This is a genomic window from Hyalangium sp., assembly GCF_035629615.1.
GTDB lineage: Bacteria > Myxococcota > Myxococcia > Myxococcales > Myxococcaceae > Hyalangium.
The window spans coordinates 1-21103 of record NZ_DASPHO010000232.1 but is presented as its reverse complement, the minus strand read 5'-3'; the positions used below and the strand labels follow the sequence as shown (position 1 = coordinate 21103).

At 67.6% G+C, this 21103-nt stretch carries 17 protein-coding genes; 5 read left to right on the top strand and 12 right to left on the bottom strand.

Going from position 1 to position 21103, the window contains the following annotated elements:
• Positions 1-530: 530 nt before the first annotated feature.
• The 3 genes from VD972_RS11675 to def all read right to left on the bottom strand — a co-directional run bounded on the left by VD972_RS11675 (position 531) and on the right by def (position 3015).
• Entirely contained in the window at positions 531-1202 is a 672-nt protein-coding gene (locus tag VD972_RS11675; protein ID WP_324985364.1) for a sterol desaturase family protein, read from the bottom strand.
• 70 nt (positions 1203-1272) lie between these two features.
• A complete protein-coding gene (locus VD972_RS11670) occupies positions 1273-2496 on the bottom strand; it encodes a S41 family peptidase (protein ID WP_324985362.1) in 1224 nt (407 codons plus the stop codon).
• A gap of 12 nt (positions 2497-2508) precedes the next feature.
• Positions 2509-3015 (bottom strand): peptide deformylase, encoded by a 507-nt coding sequence (gene def / locus VD972_RS11665; RefSeq protein ID WP_324985359.1) that lies wholly within the window; start codon positions 3013-3015, stop codon positions 2509-2511.
• 119 nt (positions 3016-3134) lie between these two features.
• Here def and VD972_RS11660 point away from each other — a divergent pair, with 119 nt between their 5' ends.
• Positions 3135-3617 carry a nuclear transport factor 2 family protein gene (locus tag VD972_RS11660; RefSeq protein ID WP_324985356.1) on the top strand — a complete coding sequence of 161 codons (483 nt, stop codon included), beginning with the start codon at positions 3135-3137 and terminating at the stop codon, positions 3615-3617.
• A gap of 1 nt (position 3618) precedes the next feature.
• Here the strand turns inward: VD972_RS11660 and VD972_RS11655 are convergent, their stop codons facing one another.
• Positions 3619-4032, bottom strand: coding sequence for a hypothetical protein (locus tag VD972_RS11655; protein ID WP_324985353.1), 414 nt, complete (start codon positions 4030-4032; stop codon positions 3619-3621).
• Positions 4029-4484: a MarR family winged helix-turn-helix transcriptional regulator gene (locus tag VD972_RS11650; RefSeq protein ID WP_324985350.1), complete on the bottom strand. Its 456-nt coding sequence runs from the start codon at positions 4482-4484 to the stop codon at positions 4029-4031. Before VD972_RS11650 ends, VD972_RS11655 begins: the two co-directional genes overlap by 4 nt.
• Positions 4485-4648: 164 nt before the next feature.
• Here VD972_RS11650 and VD972_RS11645 point away from each other — a divergent pair, with 164 nt between their 5' ends.
• Positions 4649-5290, top strand: coding sequence for a hypothetical protein (locus VD972_RS11645; protein ID WP_324985347.1), 642 nt, complete (start codon positions 4649-4651; stop codon positions 5288-5290).
• A 9-nt stretch (positions 5291-5299) separates the two neighbouring features.
• Here the strand turns inward: VD972_RS11645 and VD972_RS11640 are convergent, their stop codons facing one another.
• A complete protein-coding gene (locus VD972_RS11640; RefSeq protein ID WP_324985344.1) occupies positions 5300-8500 on the bottom strand; it encodes a carboxypeptidase-like regulatory domain-containing protein in 3201 nt (1066 codons plus the stop codon).
• Positions 8501-8621: 121 nt separating this feature from the next.
• Here VD972_RS11640 and VD972_RS11635 point away from each other — a divergent pair, with 121 nt between their 5' ends.
• Positions 8622-10046 (top strand): SPFH domain-containing protein, encoded by a 1425-nt coding sequence (locus VD972_RS11635; protein ID WP_324985341.1) that lies wholly within the window; start codon positions 8622-8624, stop codon positions 10044-10046.
• A gap of 30 nt (positions 10047-10076) precedes the next feature.
• Here the strand turns inward: VD972_RS11635 and VD972_RS11630 are convergent, their stop codons facing one another.
• The 5 genes from VD972_RS11630 to VD972_RS11610 form a co-directional block, all read right to left on the bottom strand.
• Positions 10077-11648 (bottom strand): sensor histidine kinase, encoded by a 1572-nt coding sequence (locus VD972_RS11630; protein WP_324985340.1) that lies wholly within the window; start codon positions 11646-11648, stop codon positions 10077-10079.
• Positions 11649-11652: 4 nt separating this feature from the next.
• Entirely contained in the window at positions 11653-12114 is a 462-nt protein-coding gene (locus tag VD972_RS11625) for a response regulator (protein WP_324985338.1), read from the bottom strand.
• Positions 12107-13237 carry a sensor histidine kinase gene (locus VD972_RS11620; RefSeq protein ID WP_324985367.1) on the bottom strand — a complete coding sequence of 377 codons (1131 nt, stop codon included), beginning with the start codon at positions 13235-13237 and terminating at the stop codon, positions 12107-12109. Before VD972_RS11620 ends, VD972_RS11625 begins: the two co-directional genes overlap by 8 nt.
• Before the next feature lie 148 nt (positions 13238-13385).
• Complete coding sequence (locus VD972_RS11615) at positions 13386-14102, bottom strand: response regulator transcription factor (protein WP_324985336.1); 717 nt, start codon at positions 14100-14102, stop codon at positions 13386-13388.
• Positions 14099-15937 (bottom strand): HAMP domain-containing sensor histidine kinase, encoded by a 1839-nt coding sequence (locus tag VD972_RS11610; RefSeq protein WP_324985333.1) that lies wholly within the window; start codon positions 15935-15937, stop codon positions 14099-14101. Before VD972_RS11610 ends, VD972_RS11615 begins: the two co-directional genes overlap by 4 nt.
• Before the next feature lie 656 nt (positions 15938-16593).
• Between VD972_RS11610 and VD972_RS11605 the strand changes: the two genes are divergently transcribed.
• On the top strand, positions 16594-17220 hold the full coding sequence (locus VD972_RS11605; protein WP_324985330.1) for a hypothetical protein: 627 nt from the start codon (positions 16594-16596) through the stop codon (positions 17218-17220).
• Positions 17217-18134: a type VI immunity family protein gene (locus tag VD972_RS11600; protein WP_324985327.1), complete on the top strand. Its 918-nt coding sequence runs from the start codon at positions 17217-17219 to the stop codon at positions 18132-18134. The genes VD972_RS11605 and VD972_RS11600 overlap by 4 nt, the downstream gene beginning before the upstream one ends.
• 78 nt (positions 18135-18212) lie before the next feature.
• On the opposite strand, the gene VD972_RS11595 is transcribed toward VD972_RS11600, so the two are convergent.
• Positions 18213-20390: a putative metal-binding motif-containing protein gene (locus VD972_RS11595; RefSeq protein ID WP_324985324.1), complete on the bottom strand. Its 2178-nt coding sequence runs from the start codon at positions 20388-20390 to the stop codon at positions 18213-18215.
• Between the last annotated feature and the right edge of the window lie 713 nt (positions 20391-21103).

The window sequence follows — 21103 nt, the reverse complement described above, 5'->3', positions numbered from 1 at the left end:
ATTTCATGCTTCAGGGCCTGTCAACTTCGCCCTTCCTGCTTCGTCCTCGTTCAGTCAGAACCCGCCCAGTGGCTTCGTTCTTCCCTTCCGTGGAGGGGCGCGGCTTCTACTCCGCCCCCGCGTCCCGCGTCAACCGGTTTCGGTGATTTGTTCAACCACCTACCGCCGTTCCTTCATTTCCGGCCGTTTTTCGTTCAGCGGTGAACCGCTTCCCGTCTTTCGCCCGGAGGGGCGCGGCTTCTACTTCGTTGCCGCGTTGTGTGTCAACCGACTTCGTCGACCTCTGATTCCGCCCCCACCTGGCTTGCCCGACACCCTTGTGTCGAGGACGTCCGTGCAGGGGGGTAGGATCACTACCGCTTCGTCACCCGCCCGTCAAATCCTTCTTTGGTCAGGAGGTGATCAGGACTGCCAGGGTGTGCATGGCGCCCAAAGGTGAGAACCCCCCGGGCCGTGGTGCTTCTTCCGTAGGACTTTTTCCTGCGCAGGGCGCCTGCCCTCCAGAGGGGTAGGCGTACAGGAGGCGGCTCCTACTTCTGCTTCCACACCGTTCCGAGCAGCCGGTCGCAGATGGGGAAGGTGATGTTGAAGTTGAAGCGCCCCATCCGCCTCAGGTCGTGGTGCACCTGGTGGTGACTCCTCAACCTCGCCACCAGCGGAAGCCGGGCCAGCAGGTGCTCGGCGGGCAGGTGGTAGCAGAAGTGCAGCCACTCGTAGGTGAGGAAGTAGCCCATCGCTGTTGCCACGAAGAGCCACCCGATATTCGGTGAGCCGAGCGCGAAGAAGAGCGCGCCAATTGGCGTGGCGATGCCCCCCAGGAAGAAGAGCAGCAGCACCGGCGGGAAGAGCACCATCCGGAAGTCGTGGCTGGACTCGTACGCCATCGCCTCATCGGTGAAGAAGTGGTGGTGCTGCTGCGTGTGTCGCCGGTACACCAGCCCCAGCCCCTTCGTCCGGTGGTGCATCGGCCCGCGGTGCCCGAAGTACTCGGCCACGTTCGCCAGCAGGAAGCTCGCCGGAACCATTAGCCACTCCCACGGCCGCACCCCCGAGAGCTGGCTCAGTGCGAGCCCGATCACCGACAGCGAGCCCAGGCTCGTGAACGCGAAGTGCGCCCAGCCGATGTAGTACCTCCCTGACTCCGTCCGCCGGTACTCGGTCCGGAACTTCGCCACGTGCTCAGGAAGAGGCGCCGCGCTCATGCCCCGAGTGTAACTCTGGTCTCCATTCCTTTGCTGGCGGTACGACGCTGGTCGGCGGTCCCACCCTCGCTCAGCGCTTGTCTGCGAGCCACTCCAGCGCCCGTTGCCATGCGGCGTCTTCGCCTGACGTCCCCTTCGAGGACACTCGCACCGAGGGCTCGAGCGCCTCGTCCAGGATGTCTCGCCCCGAGGGAGTTCTCACCCGTGCCACCGTCAGCAACAGCACCGAGCCGTCCTTCAAGGGGAAGGGTGCGTGGACCCGCCCTTTACCGAACGTCCTTGCCCCGAGGAGCACCGCTCGCCCTTGCGCCTCCAGCGCTCCCGCGAGCAGCTCGGCCGCGCTCGCCGTTCCCTCGTCCACCAGCACCACCAGCGGCCAGCGCACACTCGCCGTGGCTCCCTCCGCTCGCAGCTCCATCGCCGGCTCCTTTGGCCCCACGAGCCTGCCGAGCGGCGCATCCCCCAGGAAGAGGCTCGCCACCTCCACACTCTCCTGCACCTGTCCCCCTCCGTTGCCGCGCAGGTCCAGCACCAGCCCCTCTACTCCCGCCTCCTGGAGCTGCTTCACTGCCTCCCGGACTTCCGCCCCCACGCCGGCATAGAAGAGGTCGAAGCCGATCAAGCCCAGTGCTCGCCCTTGTTGTACCTGCTCCACCTTCCAGCGCACCGGCCGGGTCCAGCGCTGCCGGCTCTCCCGGGTCAGCGTCACTGGGAACACCTCCTCACCCCGGCGGATCGTGAGCGTCAGGCGCGTTCCAGCCTGCCCTCGCATCAGGTCCGCGGCCTCCTCCAGCCAGAGCCCTCGCGTGGGCCGGCCCTCAATGGCCTCGATGACGTCCCTCGGCCTCAGCCCCGCTCTTGCCGCCGGTGAGTCCGGCAGTGGCGTCACCACCGTGAGCAGGTGCGTCTTCTCGTCCACATCCACGGAGAGCAGCTCGGGCAGGCCCACTCCCACGCTCTCACCCCCGCCGACCTCCGCCATCAGCGCCGCCGCCTGGCTCGCGCTCAACAGCCGCTCGGCTGGGGCGCCCAGCTTCGCCAACATGCCCCGAATGGCCGCGTGTGCCTCCTCGACCGTTGCCACGTCTCTCGGGGCCGCACCTCGCACCGCGCTCCAGTCCACGCGCGACACGTCCAGGGACTCCCGCTCGATGATCGCTGCTGCCTCGTCCACGAGTTGAGCAGGTGAGGCCGCAGGGGTCTGGACAGCGGAGCTCGGAGGGGTGGCGCAGTGGAGCTGCGTCAACAGCAGGAGCACCGCAGCAAGCACCCGGGTTCGGAGTTCGTCACGCATGGGCCCGCGCGCTCAGTCCTTCTTCCGCTTCAGCGTCTTCTGCAGCTTCTTCATCCGCTCCTGGATGAGGCTCCGCTTCAGCCCTGACAGGTAGTCCACGAAGACATGCCCATCCAGGTGGTCGATCTCGTGCTGGAACACGTGCGCCAGCTTCCCCTCCGCTGCCACCTCGTGCCATTGCCCCGTCTTGTCCTGGTAGCGCACCTTCACCTTCTCGTAGCGCTGCACCTTCTCCCACTGGTCCGGTACCGAGAGGCAGCCCTCTTCCCAGGTGACCTTCCCCGAGCGCTCCAGCACCTGCGGGTTGACGATCTCGAAGACCGTCCCGTCCTCACGGCCCACCAGGGCCACCCGCAGGGACTCTCCTACCTGGTTGGCCGCAATGCCGATGCCCTTGGCCTCCCTCATGGACTCCAACATCTCGTCCAGCAGCTTCTCCAGCCCCGGACCAAAGTCCGTGACCGGCTTCGTCGCCGAGGTGAGCACCTTGTGGGGCCAGATCACGATGTCTCGCGCCATGCCTCCACTTTGCCATGCCTGTGCCCCAGCGCTGAGCACAACCGCACGCCGCCATCCGGCGCCCTACAGCTCCCACCCACCCGCACCACGCGTGCCGGGAGTCTGCTAACACTCCCCCCATGCACCCCAATGCCCAGCTCCTGAACACCTTCTATTCCGCCTTTCAGCGGCGGGACGGCGACACCATGGCCACCTGCTATCACCCGGACGCCGAGTTCTCCGATGAGGCGTTCGTCGGCCTCCGCCATGCCGGCGTCACCTCCATGTGGCGCATGCTCTGTGAGCGTGGGAAGGATCTCACCCTCGAGTTCCGCGATGTCCAGGCCGATGACCGCACCGGCCGTGCCCACTGGGAGGCTCGCTACACCTTCGGTGCGACCGGCCGGAAGGTGCTCAACATCATCGACGGCGAGTTCGAGTTCCGCGACGGGAAGATCCTCCGCCACCGCGACCGCTTCAACTTCCACCGCTGGTCGCGCCAAGCCCTCGGTCCCATGGGCCTGCTGCTCGGGTGGACGCCGTTCCTGCAGAAGAAGGTGCAGGCCACCGCTCGCGGCAACCTCGAGAAGTGGATGCGCGAGCACGGTGTCACCGGCCCGTGAGTCAGCGCGAGGGCAGCGGCTCCAGATCCGGCGGTACCCAGCTCGCCTTCGCCAACGGCGAGCTCAAAGTCTCGTTCCGGTAGTGGCGGCTCAACATCCTCGAGTCCAACAGCTCCGGGTGCGCCGCCAGGAACACCTCGAATGAGCCGAGCTCCGGCGTCTCGTCCACCGCCGCCTGCATGCGCTCGGCCCAGGCGCGCGTGATCGTCTCGTGGAACTTCTCCGCCGCCCCCAGCGCCGTCGCGTAGTCCCGCAGCAACGCGCGCATCCGCTCCAACCCGGCCTCGAAGCCGTGCGCCCTCAGGCACAGCCACCCCACCCTCAGGTGCCCCCGGTGCCCGAACTTGTCCCCCGGGTATGTCGCCTCCTCCACCGCCGCCAGGAACTCCGCGTCAGACAGCTCTCCCGTGCTCATGCCGTGCCTCCCTTCCGTCTCCTCTGGGTTGCCTCGCGCTCACTGGCCGAGATGAGCGCCGCGAGCACCTTCGCGAAGCCCTCCACCTCCCGCTCGCTCACGCCGCCCAGCACCGCCGCCTCCAGTGCCTCCAGGTGCCGATGCACCCGCACCGCCAGCGCCTTGCCTACCGCCGTGAGGCACACCTGGAACGAGCGCCGGTCCTCCGGCCGCAGCTCCCTGCGCACCAGCTTCTTCGCCTCCAGCCGGTCCACGTAGCTCGTCAGCGTCGAGCGCTTGTGCGCAAACGCCGAGTGCAGCGCGCTCATGGGCGAGTCCCCCGCCTCCAAGAGCCAGGTGAGCAGGTGCGCCTCCCCCTGCGACACGTCCAGCGGTGGCTCCGCCCCCTCGAGGAACAGCCCGATGCGGTGCGTGGCCCGGTGCACTTCCAGAATCAGTCGGAGCGGCTTCATCCCTCTCTCATAGCAGAACTCCATCTTCGGATATTCCGAAATCGTATCAAATGGCCGTCCCTGAGAGAAGGCTCCCCTCCATGCCCGGCTGCCAGCCGAGCCCGGATGTCCGCTCCTGGAAGTCTGCGGTACTCTTCGGCTCGAACCCGCGAGGAGCCTGGGACATGGGCGCAAAAATCGAACCCGAAGCGCAAGCCTCCCCACCCGACGGAGCATCACCGGCATCGTCCAACATTCACGTGGTGAATGGCGCCACGAGCACCGCCCAGAAGATCCCGGACAAGCGCTCGCTCAGCGAGGCTGAGCTCGTGGCCGCGCGCAAGGTGTTCGCCTCTGGCCTCAAGTATGACGTCGTCCGCGTCGAGAAGATGGGTTCCTTCACCGAGCTCATCAACGGCAGCCGGGCCTACACCAAGGGCAACACCATCAACCTGCCCGGCAAGGCCCACGCGTACCCGCACCAGTACGTCTCGGTGATCATCCACGAGCTGGTCCACGTCTGGCAGTACCAGCACGGCGGCTGGGGCTACGTCCCCAATGCCCTGTGGGCGCAGCTCTTTGGGGATGGCTACGACTTCGGCAAGGCGCTCCGCCAGGGCAAGCCCTGGACGAAGATGAACCCCGAGCAGCAGGGACAGATGATCCAGGACGCGTACCGCGGCGCCTGGTTCGACAACCCGGGCGCCCTCTTCGGCGTGCACAACAACAAGGGCGCCGTCGTCCGAAAGGGCACCCAGCCGCCCGCTGGGTTCGCCGATTACACCTCGGCGCTCGTGGATGCCCTCGCGGTGCTCCGAAAGAGCTGAGAGGCGCGCCTACTTGTCCGGGAGCGGCTGCCAGCGCGGTCGCACCACCCGCTCCAGGACACCCTCTGCCGGGACGTCCAGCTCCTCCAAGTGGAAGCGGGCCTGCTCGCCCCCCGTCACCAGCAGGAGCCGGGCCCGTCCTTCCGGGAGGTAGAGGAACGTCATCACGTCCTTGTCCTCCTTGGGGGCAAGCCCGTTGTCTCCCCACTGCGAGAACTTCTCCATCGTGACAGGGATGGACAGCGTGCCAGGCAGGAGCGTCGCCAGGATCAGCTCCTCCTGCCCCTCCACCCGCAGCGCCAGGGTGGCCCCCTCTCTTCGCTCCACGAAGGCCAGCGTCACCTTCCCACGCTCGGGAATGTTCACCCGCTGGGCAAGGAAGAGCCCCCGGGCCTCACCCGCGTCATGCACCTGCACCCGATAGGCCCCCGGCTCCAGTCCTCGCTGGACACCCGAGCCCTTGTACACGAGCAGGTTCTCTCCGGAGTCATCCTCCTCGCGCGCAAATCTCACCTGCGCGGTCAGCGGCCGTCCCTGGGAGTCCCGGACGCTGACCTCCACCCAGGCCCCAGGGTCCAGCCGCACCGTCACGGACGCGTTGGAGGAACCCAAGGCTGCGCGTGCCGGGCGGTAGCCCGAGCGGGTCGCCTCCAGCTCGAACGGCCGCGCCTCCAGGTGTGGAAGCTCGAAGGTGCCGTCCTCTTGCGTCTCCGCGTCGAGGCCCACCCGCTGAGAGAGCTCCGGCCCGTCCGGGGACACATCGAAGACCTGGAGGCTGGCCCCCGCCACAGGCGCTCCCGTCTCGGCGTCCAGCACCCGGCCCTCCACGCGACGGCCTGGATCCATCCGCACCTCTCCCAAGTCCAAGTCCACCTCCGCCTGGACTTCCACGGAGCGAGTGGCTCGTGCCATGCCGGGCGCCTCGAAGGAGAACTCCTGGGTGCCCGTCTCCCAGATCGGAGCGGAGAAGGCTCCCCTCGCATCGCTCACCAGGCGGCCGTTCACCTCGAAGCGCGGGAGAGGTGCTCCCTCCGGGCCCACGAGCCGCCCTCGCACCCGGGCCTGGGACTTGAAGACGAGGCGCACCTCCTTCGCGCCCGGGCGCACGAGCAGGTTGCTCTCATTCATCGGCTCGGCCCCCGCGCTCATGGCCGGGACAAAGTTGTAGTCCTCTTTGTGCGCCCACAGCTCGTACGCGTCCCCCGTGAGGTGTCTCAAGGTGAAGCGACCGTCCCTCCCCGTGTACACCCGTGGGAGGTCGTCTCCGCACGAGCGGCGGGTGCGCCGCCACGGAGGGATGGTCTTGGAGGGCGGGCTTGCGCTGACTCTCACTTCGGACAAGGGCTGTCCCGCTTCATCCACCGCGAGGCCCGAGAAGCTCCAGCCGGCCTCGAGGCTCAGCGAGACCTCGGCATGCTCGGAGTCACGCAGCGCCAAGGGACGCGACTCCTGGCGATCCACGCCCTCCTGTCTGAGTGAGGCCTCGAGCACATAGCTCCCCGCCCCCAGCCCCGCGAGGGAGAAGCGGCCTTGCTCATCCGTCGCTTCAGACCGTTCAAGGGTCCACCCCTCCCCTGACTTCCACAGGGAGACCCAGACCCGCTCGAGCGGAGCTCCCTGTGCGTCGGTGACGCTCCCTGCCACCCCGCCCCCTCGCCGCAGCACCCAGCGGACGTTCTCGGCAGGAGCCTGGACTGGCATTCTCGCGGGGAGGAAGCGCTCGTCCTCGCTGGAGAGGCTCCAAGTGCCGGCCGTGGGGGCATCCACCACGAAGTGACCGGACTCGTCCGACAAGGCCTGGCTGTCCGTGCCCATCACCGTCTCCCCCTCGCTGGAGCTCACCAGCTGGAGGGTAGCGCCTGGTACGGGGAGGCCGTCCTCATCCACGAGCTTCCCCGAGACGGAGAAAGCCCGAGTCAGCGTGACGTCCATGGGCTCCGAGTCCCGCGTGAGCAGGTGCCGCTCGTTCTGCAGGTGGTACCGGGGAGCCGAGACCTCCGTGGCATAGGTGCCCAGCACCAGCAGGCCGAGCTGGTAGTGGCCGTCTGCGTCGGTCACGGCCTCCCAGTCCTGTCCATACTCCGCCTCTCGCCTGACGGACACGCGCGCACCTTCGATTGGCCGCCCCGTGTCGTCCCGCACCGTGCCCTCGCCCTGGCGTCCCTCCCGCAGGTGCAGCACCACCTCTCGCGAGGAGAGCTCCAGAGGCCGCAGGGAGGCCCGGACGAAGGCGTACTGCCCCTCCCGCTGCGCCGTGAGCTCGTAGACGTGCGGCCTCACCCCGTCGAAGGCAAAGCGCCCCTCCTCGTCCGTCACCGTCACCTGCTCGCCCTCCTCCCTCCCCTTCATCCGGACCTCGGTGCCTGAGACGGGAGCCCCGTTCGAGAGCACGCGTCCCACAAGCCGCCCCGGCTGGTAGAGGATCACCCTCCCGCTCTTCTCCACCCAGTAGGGGGGCGAGAACATCGGCAGCCAGTCCTCCTTCTCAGCCACGAGCGCGTAGTCACCCTTCGGCAGAGGCCCCACCCGAAAGTGCCCATCCTTCCCGCTCTGGGTGTCGAAGAACCGCGAGTACCGCGCATCCAGCAGCGTCACCCGCACCTCGTGCAGCGGGTTCTCGGCAGGGTCCGTGACGATGCCCTCCAGTACCACGCCCTCCTCCAGCTCCAGCTCCACCCCCTCCGCTCCCGCGGCCACCTGGGGCCGCAGCTCCGCACCCCGCTCGCCGAGCGCCCAGAGCGTGAACTCCCCCTCCGGCAACCCCTCGAGGACAAAGCTCCCATCCGCCGCCGTCACCGTCTCCGCATGGACGGGCGCCTCGCCATGGCGCGCGAGGACGAGCTCCATCACCTGAGCGCTGACGGCATGGAGACACTCTGGCAAGCGCCTGACGCGCGCGTCCGGGTCCCTGTCCTCCAAGGCTCCCGGGCAGGGCAGCTCCGAGATCGTCTCCCCTGGCATGGGCCGCGTGGCGGAGACACGAACCCCTGCCACCGGTCCTCGCTCGTCCCGCACGAGGCCCTGAATGCGCAGGTTGCCACTCGGAGGCGGTGTGGGCACGCCGCGAGGCCGCTCCCACCCTCTCGAGGTGGTGCCGGCCGGGCGCTGCGCCCCCGGAGTGGGCTCGGGTTGCATGCCCTGACCCAGGACTGCCCCCAGCACCCCGGCGACTACCGCTGCTCCCGCAAACCCCCAGGCTCGCCTGCTCATGCACCCTCCTCCACGCCAAGTCTCGCAAGCCCTTCCTTCGGTGGGAAGCCCAGAGGGCGGATCCCTTCGTGGCCTCCATTCTGGTTAGATGGCGCGCGTCGACTCCGGGGGCGGGAAATCCATGAACCAGTCCATGAAGAACGAGTACCTGGATCAGGTCCAGGAGCAGCAGCAGCGCGTCGAGGTGGATCTCAAGGCGCGGAAGATGGCGGCGAACGTGGCTGCCATGCCTCAGCAGGCCATGGCGCCCCGGCGCAGGGGCGGCTTCGCTCCCGCTCCGCCCGAGATGCCTGGTGGCAATGCCGTGGATGTGCGCATCACCGGCTTCTGGCGCTGGCGCACCGTCATCGTCCCGCCCAACGCCTACGTCGTCCACACCCGCCGCGGCCATGACAAGCCGCTGCACATCGGCCTGGGCGTCTCCTTCCGCTTCAACCCGGCGACGGACTCGTTCCTCGTGGCCCCCGGCGCCATGCAGACCATCCTCATCAACGCGCACTCCATCTGCCGCGAGCTGCAGGGGCTGCTCGTCCAGGGCTACGTGCAGTGGATCATCGAGGACTTCCCCACCGCCTACAAGAAGCTGGACTTCACCGACGCCGAGGATCCGATGCGCGTGGTGAACGTCCAGCTGCGCGAGCAGGCCGAGGCCGCCATCAAGGACAAGGTGGCCACCATGAGCATCGACGCGGTGCTCTCCGACAAGCAGCCCATCATCGAGGAGCTCACCGCCCGCCTGCGCCAGGTGGCCGAGGGCGGTGGTGGCACCGACAAGGGCCTGGGCCTGCGCATCGTCACCGTGCAGATCAAGGAGGCAGTGGTCAGCTCGGCGCGTCTCTGGGAGAGCCTGCAGAAGCCCTTCCGGGCCGAGCGCGAGCGGGTGGCGCGCCTGGCGGGCCTGGAGACCGAGGAGGCCATCTCCCGCCGCGAGCTCCAGGTCGAGCAGGACCGCGAGCGCTCCCGGCTGGAGAGCGAGGGCGAGCTGGCTCAGCTGCGCTCGGGCAAGGAGGCGGAGGCGTATGATCGCGAGCAGGCCGAGCGTCTGCGCCGCCAGCAGCGCGAGGAGGAGGACGCACGCAAGCTGGCCGTGGAGCGGCAGCAGACCTCGCTGCACTCCGCCGAGCTGGAGAAGGAGCGGCTCGCGGTGGAGGGGGCACTGGCCGAGCTCAAGCACGGCGTCGATGCCGCCCGGCGCAAGCGCGAGGCGCTCTCCCGCATTGAGGTGGCGGATGCCGACCGTGCGGCAGCCAACCAGCAGGCCCGCGCGGAGCTGGAGCTGCTCGAGTCCCGTCAGCGCATCCTCAATGGCCTGAGCCCCTCCAATGTGCAAGCCCGGCTGGTGGAGCTGCTGCCCACCATCGCCGAGAAGCTGCCGCAGCCCCAGGAGCTGCGCTCGATCTCCATCGGCTCGGGTGCGGGCGCGCAGGAGGGCCATGCGTTGACGGCGCTGGTGGCACAGATGATGGCGCTGGTGAAGGCGCTGCGCCCCGAGCCCGAGGCCTCTCCGAAGAAGCCCGAGGCAGCGCTGGAGGGCTCCACCCGTTGAGGCGGGGGGCGCGCGGCGCCCACGGCTCCCTCATCCGCCCGAGGAGTCCTCTTCGCTGGCAGGCGGGGTGCGCGGCAGCAAGAGCGTAAACGTCGTGCCCTCCGCCTCCGTGGAGCTCACCTCCACGGTGCCGCCGTGCGCCAGGACGAGCTCCCGGACGATGTAGAGCCCCAGGCCGATGCTCCGATCCGAGCGGTTCGCCCGCCGCTTCCCACGCCGGAGCGGCTCGAAGATGCGCGGCAGCAGATCCGCGGCGATGGGCTCGCCCTGGTTGTGGACGCGGAGCACCATCCGCTCCGCCTCGCCCACGCTCTCCACCCGGACAGGTGTGTTCTCGGGGCTGTACTTCAGCGCGTTGGTCACCAGGTTGGAGATGACCTGCGCCATCCGATCCGAGTCCCACTGCCCCCGCCCACTCCCGCGCTGGCTCACCTGGAGGTCGCGCTCGACGTGGGCGACGCGGGCCTCCTCCACCACCTGCAGCGTCAGCTCATGGAAGTCCACCGAGCCTGGCCGCACGGGGATGCCGCCCCCCATGCGCGCCTGCGTGAAGTCGAGCAGATCCCGGATCAGCCGGTTGGCCCGATCGGCGCAAGAGAGGATGCGGGCCACCGTCTTGGCCTGCCACGGCTCGATGCTGTCGCGCTGCAGCATCATCGAGGCTCCCGCGAGGATGGCATTCAGCGGGCCACGCAGGTCATGGCTGACGATGCCGACGAGCTGCTGCTCGAACTCCACCCGCCGGCGCGCCTCGCCCATCAGGCGCTGCCGCTCCTCCTCGGAGCGCTTGTGCTCGGTGATTTCCTGCATGGCCCCCGCCATGCGCACCGGCCGGCCCTCGACATCCCGGACGATGTAGCCCCGATCCACCATGAAGGCGTACGTCCCATCCCCGCGCAGCATCCGGTACTCGTCCTGCCAGCGGTCCTCCCGCGTGCCGAGCGCAAGCTGGAGCTTGTCCCAGACTCGCTCGCGATCCTCAGGGTGGATGCGCCGCACCCACCCCTCGCGGTCGTTCCCCAGTGCCGTCTGCCCGGAGCCGAACACCTGCTCGACGGCGTCGCTCCAGTGCACCGAGTCCGTCTCCACATCCCAGTCCCAGACGACGTCGCTGGTGGCCCGCATCACCAGCCGGTAGCGCTCCTCCGAGCGGCGCAGCGCCTCCTCGGTGCGCCTGCGACGGAGCTCGCCCTCGGCCTCGCGCAGGGCGCGCTTCAGGCTCGGGACCAGGCGCTCCAGCCGATCCTTGAGGACGTAGTCCGTGGCCCCTCGCTTGAGCAGATCAATGGCGCGCTCCTCGCCCAGCGCGCCAGAGACGAAGAGGAAGGGGGTGTCCGGCAGGAACCGCCGCGAGGCGCTCAGGGCGCTCAGGCCGTCGAAGCCCGGGACGTTGTAGTCGGACAGGATGAGATCAAAAGTCCCTCGCGCGAGCGCCCGCAGGAAGTCCTCGCGGCCGTCCACCCGCTCCAGGTGAAAGCTCAGCCCTGCCTCCTCGAGCTGCGCGCGGATGAGGCGGGCGTCCAGCTCGCTGTCCTCCAGCAGCAGGAGGGCCAGGGACCGTCCAGAGGGAGCAGGCTCGAACTCGTGCGAGGCTCTCTGCATGCATCTACCTCCTCGTGGGTTGAGTGAGAGAGCCCGGAGGGGGCTGATTGACGACGGCCCAGAAGAGCCCCAGCTCCTTCAGTGCCGCGACGAAGTCCGGGAAGGCCACCGGTTTGACGACGTAGGCGTTCACGCCCAGGCCGTAGCTGCGCGCCAGATCCCGCTCCTCGCGCGAGGAGGTGAGCATCACGACAGGGACGGCCTTCAGCTGCGGATCGCTCTTCACCCGGGCGAGCACCTCGAGGCCGTCCACCTTGGGCAGCTTCAGATCCAGGAAGACCACGGCCGGGTTTCCGTCCCTGCGATCCGCGTACTCGCCGCGGCGCAGCAGGAAGTCGAGCGCCTGCTGCCCATCCCGCACCACGACGACTTCGTTGGCGAGGTTGATCTCTTCCAGGGCCGCCAGCGAGAGCGCCACGTCGTTGGCGCTGTCTTCCACCAGGAGGATCCTCTTGAGCTCAGTCACGGCGGTGCCCGTCTTTCGTGTCAGGTGCGGCGCGAGGCAGTGAGAAATGGAAGGTAGCACCCTGCCCCACAGCACCCTCCGCCCAGGTCCTCCCCCCATGACGGGAGATGATGCGCCGGACGTTGGCGAGCCCGATCCCGGTGCCCTCGAACTCCTCGACCGTATGAAGCCGCTGGAAAACTCCAAAGAGCTTGTCCACGTACTGCATCTCGAAGCCCACGCCGTTGTCTCGCACCCACACCTCGACATCCCCAGCGGAAATGCGCGAGCCCACTTCAACGAGGGCATGAGGCTTGGGCCGCGTGTACTTCATTGCGTTTCCCAGCAGGTTCCGGATCACCTGGCGCAGAAGTGCCGGGTCCGCTCGCACCGCATGCAGCGGGCCGATGCGCCACTCGATGGTGCGATCCTGGGTGTCGACAAGGAGCTCGCGGCGGACCTCGTCCACGAGCTCCTGGAGCTCCACCCGGCTGTGGCGCAGCTCCGCGCGGCCCATCCGGGAGAAGGAGAGCAGATCGTCCACGAGCGTGCCGCCCTGCTGCGCGGCCGAGATGATGGTCCTCAGGTAGCCACGGGACGTGTCATCCAGCTTCGGGCCGGCCTTGCGCTCCAGGAGCTGGGCGAAGCCGGTGATGTGGCGCAGCGGGGCCCGCAGATCATGGGAGACCGAGTAGCTGAAGGACTCCAGCTCCTGGAGCGCCTCCTGGAGCTGAGCGGTGCGCTCGCTCATGGCCTCGCGGGCACGGTAGAGGTCCACGAACACCGCCACCTTGGCGAGCAGCACCTCGGGCACCAGCGGCTTGCGCAGGTAGTCCACCGCACCCTGGGCGTACCCATCCAACAGCTCGCGATCGTCGCCGTTGGCCGCCGTCATGAGCAGCACGGGCGTGTGCCGGGTGCGCTCCCGATCTCGCAGCATCGCCGTCACCTCGATGCCGCTCATGTCGCCCAGCCTCACGTCCATGAGGATGACGGCGAAGTCCTCCAGCAGCGCGCACCTCAGCGCCTCATGGCCGGAGGCCGCGCGCACGAGCCGGTGGCCGAACGGAGACAGCAACGCTTCCAGGGCGATGAGGTTCGCGGGAATGTCGTCGACGAGGAGGATGCTCGCCTGGGGGGGCATGTCGAGCACTCCCGCCTCCTAGTCCGTTCGAGCGGTGGCTGGGGGACAAGGTGTGACCAGGCCCTCCGGGTTTGGTGGGAAGGCAACACTCATGAGGAGTCTTCTGCAGCCTGCGCTACTCCACGTGAAAGGTCAGGCGCTCGCAGTCCTACCCGTGGAGGTCCATCCGGTAGCCCACCCCGCGCACGGAGCGGAGCTCGAAGCGCGAGCCGCTGGTCCACTCGAGCTTCTTGCGCAGGTTGGACACGAAGTTGTCCACGGTGTGCCCGTCCACGACGACGTCCTCGCCCCAGACGGCGGAGAGGATCTGATCGCGCGTGAGCGCCTTGCCCGCGTGGCGCAGCAGGTAGACGAGCAGGTCGAACTCGGTGCGCGTCAGCTCCACCGGCTGGTCGCGCTCGTCCAGCAGCTGCCGGGAGGCCAGGTCCACCCGGAAGCGATCGAACGAGAGCACCTCTTCTGGCGGCCCGGCCGTGGCGCTCCGGCGGGCCAGCACGCGGATGCGGGCCAGCAGCTCGCGCAGGCGGTAGGGCTTGGCCACGTAGTCATCCGCGCCCACCTCGAAGCCGCGCACCACATCGTCCTCCAGCGTGCGCGCGGTGAGCATGAGCACCCGGCTGGAGGTGCCCGCCTGGCGCATCTCGCGGCAGAGCGAGTACCCGTCCCCATCCGGAAGCATGATGTCGAGCACCACCACGTCGAAGGCCGTGGCTTTCCACTTCGGGCGGGCCTCGGCCAGGGTGCTCGCGGCCTCCACCGCGTAGCCCTCCTCCTCCAGGTTGTCGACGAGCGTGAGGCGGAGGTTCGGGTCGTCCTCCAGGACCAGGACGCGCAGGACGCGGGCGCCAGCAGCGAGTGGGCTCATGCGGGTGGGAACGTCATTTCGAAGGTGGTGCCCTCGGGGCTCGAGGCGGCGACACGCAGGGTGCCGCCGTGCAGCGACAGGATTCTTCGACAGATCGCCAACCCCAGGCCACTGCCACCGCGAGCGGGCAGCTCCTCGCGCCGCAGCCGGCGGAACTCCTCGAACACGGCCTCCCAGCTCTCGCGGGGGATGCCCACCCCGTTGTCGCTGAAGCGGACCACCGTGGCGCCGTCCTTGCGCGCCTCGACGCGCAGCTCCACCGGCGAGCGCGTGGTGTAGCGGCACGCGTTGTGGACCAGGTTGGAGAAGAGCATCCGCAGCAGCTCCGGATCTCCCGGGACGGAGAGCCCGGCCAGGCCCTCCGCCTTCAGCTCCACGCGGGCGGCGTTCTGGGCGGCGGCGTCCTCCACCACTCGCTGGATCAGCGGCTCCAGCGGCACCTGCTCGCGACGTGCCTCCCAGCGTCCCTTCTCCAGCCGGTTGTACGTGAGGATGTTCTCCACGAGCCGGCCCAGCGCGTCCGCCTCCGCGATGATGCGGGAGGGGTAGTTGCCCGCGCCCGGCATTCCCCCCACCCGCCGCTCCAGCGTCTCCGCCATGACGCGGATGGCCGACAGCGGGGTGCGCAGCTCGTGAGAGACGGTGGAGACAAACTCCGAGCGCAGCGCCAGGAAGCGCACCTTGCGCTCGTGCGCCAGCACCGCCAGCCCGACGATGGCCAGCGCCAGCGCCCCGCTGAACCCGAGCAGCAGCGTCTTGAGCCGGTACCGCGACTCCAGCTCCGAGACGGCGGCTACCGTCCGCGGCGACTCCAGCGCCACGGCCAGGGTGGAGAGGAGCGCCGGGGTGTCCGTGCGCGACAGCGCCAGGCGATCCTCGTCGTCCAGCAGCGCGCGCTCGCGCATCTGCTCCCGCACCCGCTCGATGAGCGCGGTGGCGCCTACCTGGATGCCGCGCGCCCCATCCTTCCCCAGCGGCTCGACGTACCAGCCCTCGGGCCGCAGCTCCGCCTCCGCCAGGGGGAGCGACAGAGGCACGCTCATGCCAGGCTCCGCGGCAGCGCGCTGGTTGAAATCCACGTAGTCCACGTGCGTCAGCTCCGACAGCTGGGCAATGCGCGCGCGGAGGAACGCGAAGTCGGCGTGTCCAAACGCCTCGCGGCGATCGAGCAGCACCCGCTGGAGCCCCTCGACCCGGGCGCCGCTCACCCCCTGCACTCCGTCACGCAGGAGCGAGCGCATCAGCAGGGGATCAGGCCGTCCACCTGCCTGGAACCGCTCCAGGAGCCACAGCGCCGCGACCGTGTCCTTCGCGACAGGCAGGACGAAGCGCGCGCGGTGGGACAGCCACTCGCGGAGCGTGCGCTCCACCCCCGAGGCATCGGCGGACTTCAGCGCTGCCAGGAAGCGGTCCATCAACAGCAGCCGCTGCGCCCACGGCTCCTCCGGATCCTCCTCCGCTGCGAGCGTGCCCGGCCCTCGGGCCTCCAGCGCTCCATGGAGCATCTGGGCGGGCGCCGCAGGGCCTCCGCGCGGCGCCGAGGTCCGTGGCAGGAGCTGGCGTCCCGCTCGGAAGAGGAGCAGGTCCGAGTCCGGCACGAGCGGATCCACCGCGGCCTGCTGGAGCCTCGGCCCGGCCTCCTCCAGCGCCCGCCGCAGCGAGTCCGTCAACGCCTGCCGCGCGTAGAGCTCGAGCGCGCGGCGCCGGTCCTCCAGCGCACGCCGACCCTCCTCCCGCTCACGCGCGAAGATGCCGTGCAGCGACCCCAGGCCCACAGCGAGCACCGCGAGCCCAAGGCCGATGCCGGCCAGCACGGGCAGGAGCCGGCGCCACATCGGCTAGCGCAGCCCGGGCGGCGAGCGCTTCACTCCCCGCACGGGTCCTCCCTGCTGCTGGAGCCGGACATGCCGAGTGTTTACACCACATGAGGACCCAAGGCACGGCCCCCGGCGGCGCACTCTGGACGAACCTGTCTGCTTGTATGACAGGTTGGCCTGGCTCGCTCCCCAAGCCCTGATAGAGGAGGCGGCGGCTCCCAAGCCCCCACGTCATGCCCACCCGAAACGAATGAAGTCCAAGCCGGAACCACTTGTTCACCCGGCGGTTGCAGCCCCACCCAAGAACCCAGCCCCTGAGTCAAAGCCCAGCACGCTCGGTGCGCTGGAGTCCCACCTGTGGGAGGCGGCCAACATCCTCCGGGGAGCCCGGTCGAGCGCACCGACTGGAAGTCGTACATCCTGCCGCTCCTCCGAAGGAGCACTCCATAAAGCAGGGGGAGCGGAAGCAATCGACTATGCCACCTGACCGAACCGTGCTCTGGAAGCTCTCATGCCTGCTCTTGGCCAGTGCTCTGCTCGCGGCCTGTGCCAGCACCCCCAGCCCCTCCTCACGGAGGGACTTGCGCCTCGACACGGAGACCGCGAGCCGCCTCCGCCACGCGGCCACCGCAGCGAAAGCGACCAGAGGCCTTGCCCCTGCCGCCTCTAGGGCCGTGGCCTCCAGCCTCGTCCAGCATGCTCCTCTCCTGCTCGCACTGCTGGAGAGCGATAACGCGGTCAATGACTTCGAGGAGCGCCTCGTGGAGTGTGCCCAGCAGGCCGAGCGTCAGGTGAACTCCTCGCACTTCGGCAACCGCTCCCCCACTCGTGCGGAGTGCGGTGAGGAGGTGGAGGTGGACGGCTGCGCCAAGCCCATCACCCGCGCCATGCTCCTGGGCCAGCAGAAGCACGTCCTCGCCCTCCAGTGCGCTCAAGAAGTCCTCGAGCAGCTCTGGCCCGCACCTTTCAGCCTCGAGCAGCGCTTCCGCTACTACCGGAATGCCCAAGTCGTTGAGACCGTCAGCCGAGCCGAAGAGGAGCGCCTCGTCGCTCTGGGCTGTACCCGGGAGCTCTGGCGCACCATCAAGCCCGACATCGTCCTTCATGCTGATCGCAGCAGCCTGCGGAGCTCCGCCCTCACCCTGGACTTCAAGTTTCCTTGCCCCGACACCAATGAGCCCCGGTGGACGCTCTATGGAGAGAACAGCGCCTATTTCGGGGAAAACCAAGGCGAAATCTACAAGGCAGCACTGGGGGGAAAAGCCCTGCTCATCTCGCCACAGGCGGGGATCGTCCCATGAGAGAGAACATTCCCGTCATCCGCTTGAAGACGGATACCGACAGGCTGGTGGCCCGCGATGGCGTCGTCCTCTGCTTCTTCATGCGCCGCTCCCACCCCGAGGTGGCCCCCGCCATCTGGCGCGCCCTGCAGACCTATCTCCGCGCCACTCCCCCCCAGTCGCTGGCCTGGTATGGCTCGGACGATGGCGACACCCTCCCCCTCGATGACAAGGGCTGGCAGCACATCCGAAAGCGAATTCTCGAGCGCCCCGGCGGGATCGCGTGGATCGTTGAGCTAGAAGAGAACTGTAGTGAGGTGGGCGGCTACCACTTCGAGTACCACGGCCGGAAGCTCGATGACCCGCTCTACTCGCATGATGAGGACGCCACCAGCGGGGTGGCCTTCTCCTTTCCCACCGAGTACCTCTTGGAGCATGGCCCCGCCCACTTCCGCGCCCTGGCCCTCGAGCTGGCTCGCGAGCTGCCCTTCAGCTTCGGCTACGCCAGCCTCGCCTTTGTTGCCCCTCATGGCCTCTGGTACGCAGCTCGGCGCGAGCTGATCGGCTATCTCACCCGCTACCTGGGCTTGGACCTCTATCATCTCACCGATACCAGCCGGGCCATTGGCACGCGCGCCCGAGGTGCCTACTGGCTCACCTTCCTCGGCCAGCCTCTGCTCGGCCAGCTCGGCGGCCTGGAGGGCCTGCGCCACACGCTCCCCTTTCCTGACGTCTCCTTCCAGAGCATGGAAGGCGAGCGCCTGCTCATCTCTCTGGGCGAGTGGCCCGATGCCATCGACACCGCCAAGGCGCACCACCCGCCCCAATACCGGGCGCTGGCGCAGCTGCTGGAGCCCTTCCTCTACGAGGAGCGCACCGGCTTCTTCTCCCTCAACAAGGACAACATGCGCCGCTGGCTCCGCCGGCTCTGCTAATGAACCAAACCTTGCTCCGGAAGCTCGCGGGCCTGCTCTTGGCCAGTGCCCTGCGCGCTCCAGCGCCGCAGGCCGCAGCTACTTGGGCGCGGATATCCAATAGGGCCATTGTGCCGAGAAGCTTCCACCCGCAGACTCGATACCGATGATGAACTTGTATTCCCCCCAGCGAGGAGGAGACACGTGATTGCCATAGAAACACTTGGTCTGACTGGCGGTGGTATCTGTCCAGACAAGGCCATCCTTCGCGCCATCCGCACCGGGAGCGTGCGTCGAGTTGTTCCAACGATCTGCAAATGAGTAGACCTTCAGTGTGTACGACTTCCCCATAGGAGCCGTCACGCAGATGCTCACAACGTGGTTCGCATCGATCAGGTAGTAATCCTTGTCGGTGGCTGAGGAGAGATAGCTGTAGAAGTCGCCCTTGGCAGTCAGCGCAGAGGGAATGCGCAGGACTTCATCCGGCAGACCGTCGGCATCCGCATCCCTCCCCTCATTGGGCTCGTAGTTGTCCCACTGGTTCGTCTTCAGGTGAATTGGCATGGGGGGCACGCTCGACAGCTTGTTCCAGGTGTCGTTCCCAAACTCCTGGCAATAGACGTTGCCACTGGCATCCGATGCGAGCACGTCGAGCCGGCCATCGGCATCGAGGTCCCAGATCGAGCGCAGTGCCAGGTTGGAGTTGGCAAGCCGTGCTCTCGAGGAGACGTTCTCGACGAAGTCCTTGCGGATGGGATCCCACAAGCTCAGGCGGAGTTCACTCCCCGAGGCGTGGACGCGGTCAGGATAGCCATCACCATTGACATCAAAGAGGCCGATACCTGCCGCCTCAGCGAAGTTCTCGGATACGCCGTCCCGGTCTACGTCCGTCAGGCCTTGCCAGAGAGTGTTTGTCTCGCTCGGTGAGCCAGGGCGAGGGGATCCGCCGAGATCATACTCCCAGAAGCGGAGGATGCTTGGGTTGGCAGTGTCTGGAACGTTGGAGCTGGAGTAGACGACGTTGGAGCGCAGGCTCTCCCCGAAGCGGTAGAGCGAATAGACCATGCCTCCGTGGAGCTCCGGGATGTGGGTCGTGAAGCAGGCTCCTGCGGGGCAGTAGGGTTGAACGGCCAGTGTCGTGGGATGGATTCGAGAGGCAAACAGGTTGCCCGCCCAATATGTGGGGGCAGTGGGTTCAAAGTAACCATTGCCGAAGATGAACTCCGCCTTTCCATCTCCATCCAAGTCTGTGAGTGTCCGTCCCGCATGATATTCGCAGGCCCCCTGAGGATCGGGCACGCTGCCTGCGAGGTCGAGGATGCCTCTCGTGGGATCAAAGCGGAAGATCCGGGTTCCTACGGTCCCACACCCTACGGCCGCGAAGAACTCGACCTTGCCATCCCGATCCAGATCCGAGGCCAGGAAAAGCGAAGCATCATACACCCCGGTGGAGTTGGCATATTGAGCCACGCTGCCGTCTGGACGCAGTTTGTAGAACCTGGGGGTGTTTCCATTGCCCGTGAGGACCTCCAAGGACTGGATGTCGGGACCATATTGATCGTAGTTGTCAATGTCTGCCACCAAGGGCTCGCCTCGGGCGTAATTGTGGGCAGGGGCTGAGTAGTTGAGGAATGCTGCCCCACCGCTGTCCAACAGAGCGAAGCCGAAAGAGTCGTGGACGATCACCTCATGCCGACCATCGCCGTTCAGGTCAGCCGACCGTACACCGGGGTAGCCCAGAGAATAGGCCAGGCGGAAGGGCCAGCGGCCACTGCAATCGCTGAAGCAGACGCGATCCACATAGCCGCTGCAGCCATTATCCCGTGCGTCACCGCAGACCTCCGGTGCGCCTGGGTAGGAGGTGGGATCGGCGTCGTTGCAGTCCCAATCTGGCTGCCCATCAGTGTCTACATCTTTCGCGGGTACCCACCCCGCAGAGGCTCGGCACGCATGCTGTACAGAGGTGCTCGAGGCAGCGACACCGTCTCCGTCATTGTCTCGATACAAGGCATGAGCGGCCACGCCCTCATCGGCTTCCCCGTTACAGTCATCATCTACCTGGTTGCAGACCTCGGCAGCCCCTGGATGAATGCTTGCAGTGAAGTCCTGGCAGTCTCCCGAGGTTGATACGAACCCAGCTGGAGCCGAGCAGGCCTGCACGAGCACGGTACCGCCGAAGCCGTCACCGTCCTGATCCTGGTAGAAGAGGGACTGCGTGCCCTCGTCGACGAGACCATCGCAGTCGTTATCCTCCAGATCGCACGTCTCGGCGGACACCACACACTCGCAACCGTTCGTGGCGGAGCCGTCCCTGTCCACCGTCCCTGAAGCGCAGGGCTTTGGGGAGGGTTTGCACCCCGCGAGGCCACATAGCATCACGATCAAGGCGATCCAGAAGTGAGCGCGCCTTCCTGCCATGAATTTCCTCATAGCCAGGCAGGGTACCCAGGGCGAAAGGACAGGGCTGTACCACCAAAGGCTCCACCCGGGCATTGACGGGGTCAAGCGCAGGTGCGTACACAACGAAGGTCCGCCAAAGGCCGCGGCCGCCCCTTGAGGAACGCAGCCGTGGTGAGGAGGGACAGAGCACCGCCCCCGGTGGCTCCCTGAACTTCATACCCCCAGGGTTGATGGACGAGTAGACCCGATGCGTCATCCCTGGCCAGTCGCTCCAGTGCTGCCCTTCTACATGAGAGAAGTTCCCCGAGGACGGTTCGAGGAGGGTTGCTGCGTCCGTTCTGTTAGCCTCCCACACTACCCAGGAGGTTGAGTTCATGCGCGAGGGCGCCCACATCTCTCCTTCGGCCACGTCGCCGATCCCGAGCAAGAGGCTCGTGAGAGTCCGCCCATGAGCGGGCGCGAGAAGAGCCGCGTTGCGGAGGTGTCCCGCGGCACGGATGTGGGCGGCTACGTGGTGGAGGCCCAGCTTGGCGAGGGCGGCTTCGGCACCGTGTTCCTCGCGCAGCGGGGAGGCGAGCTCTACGCGCTGA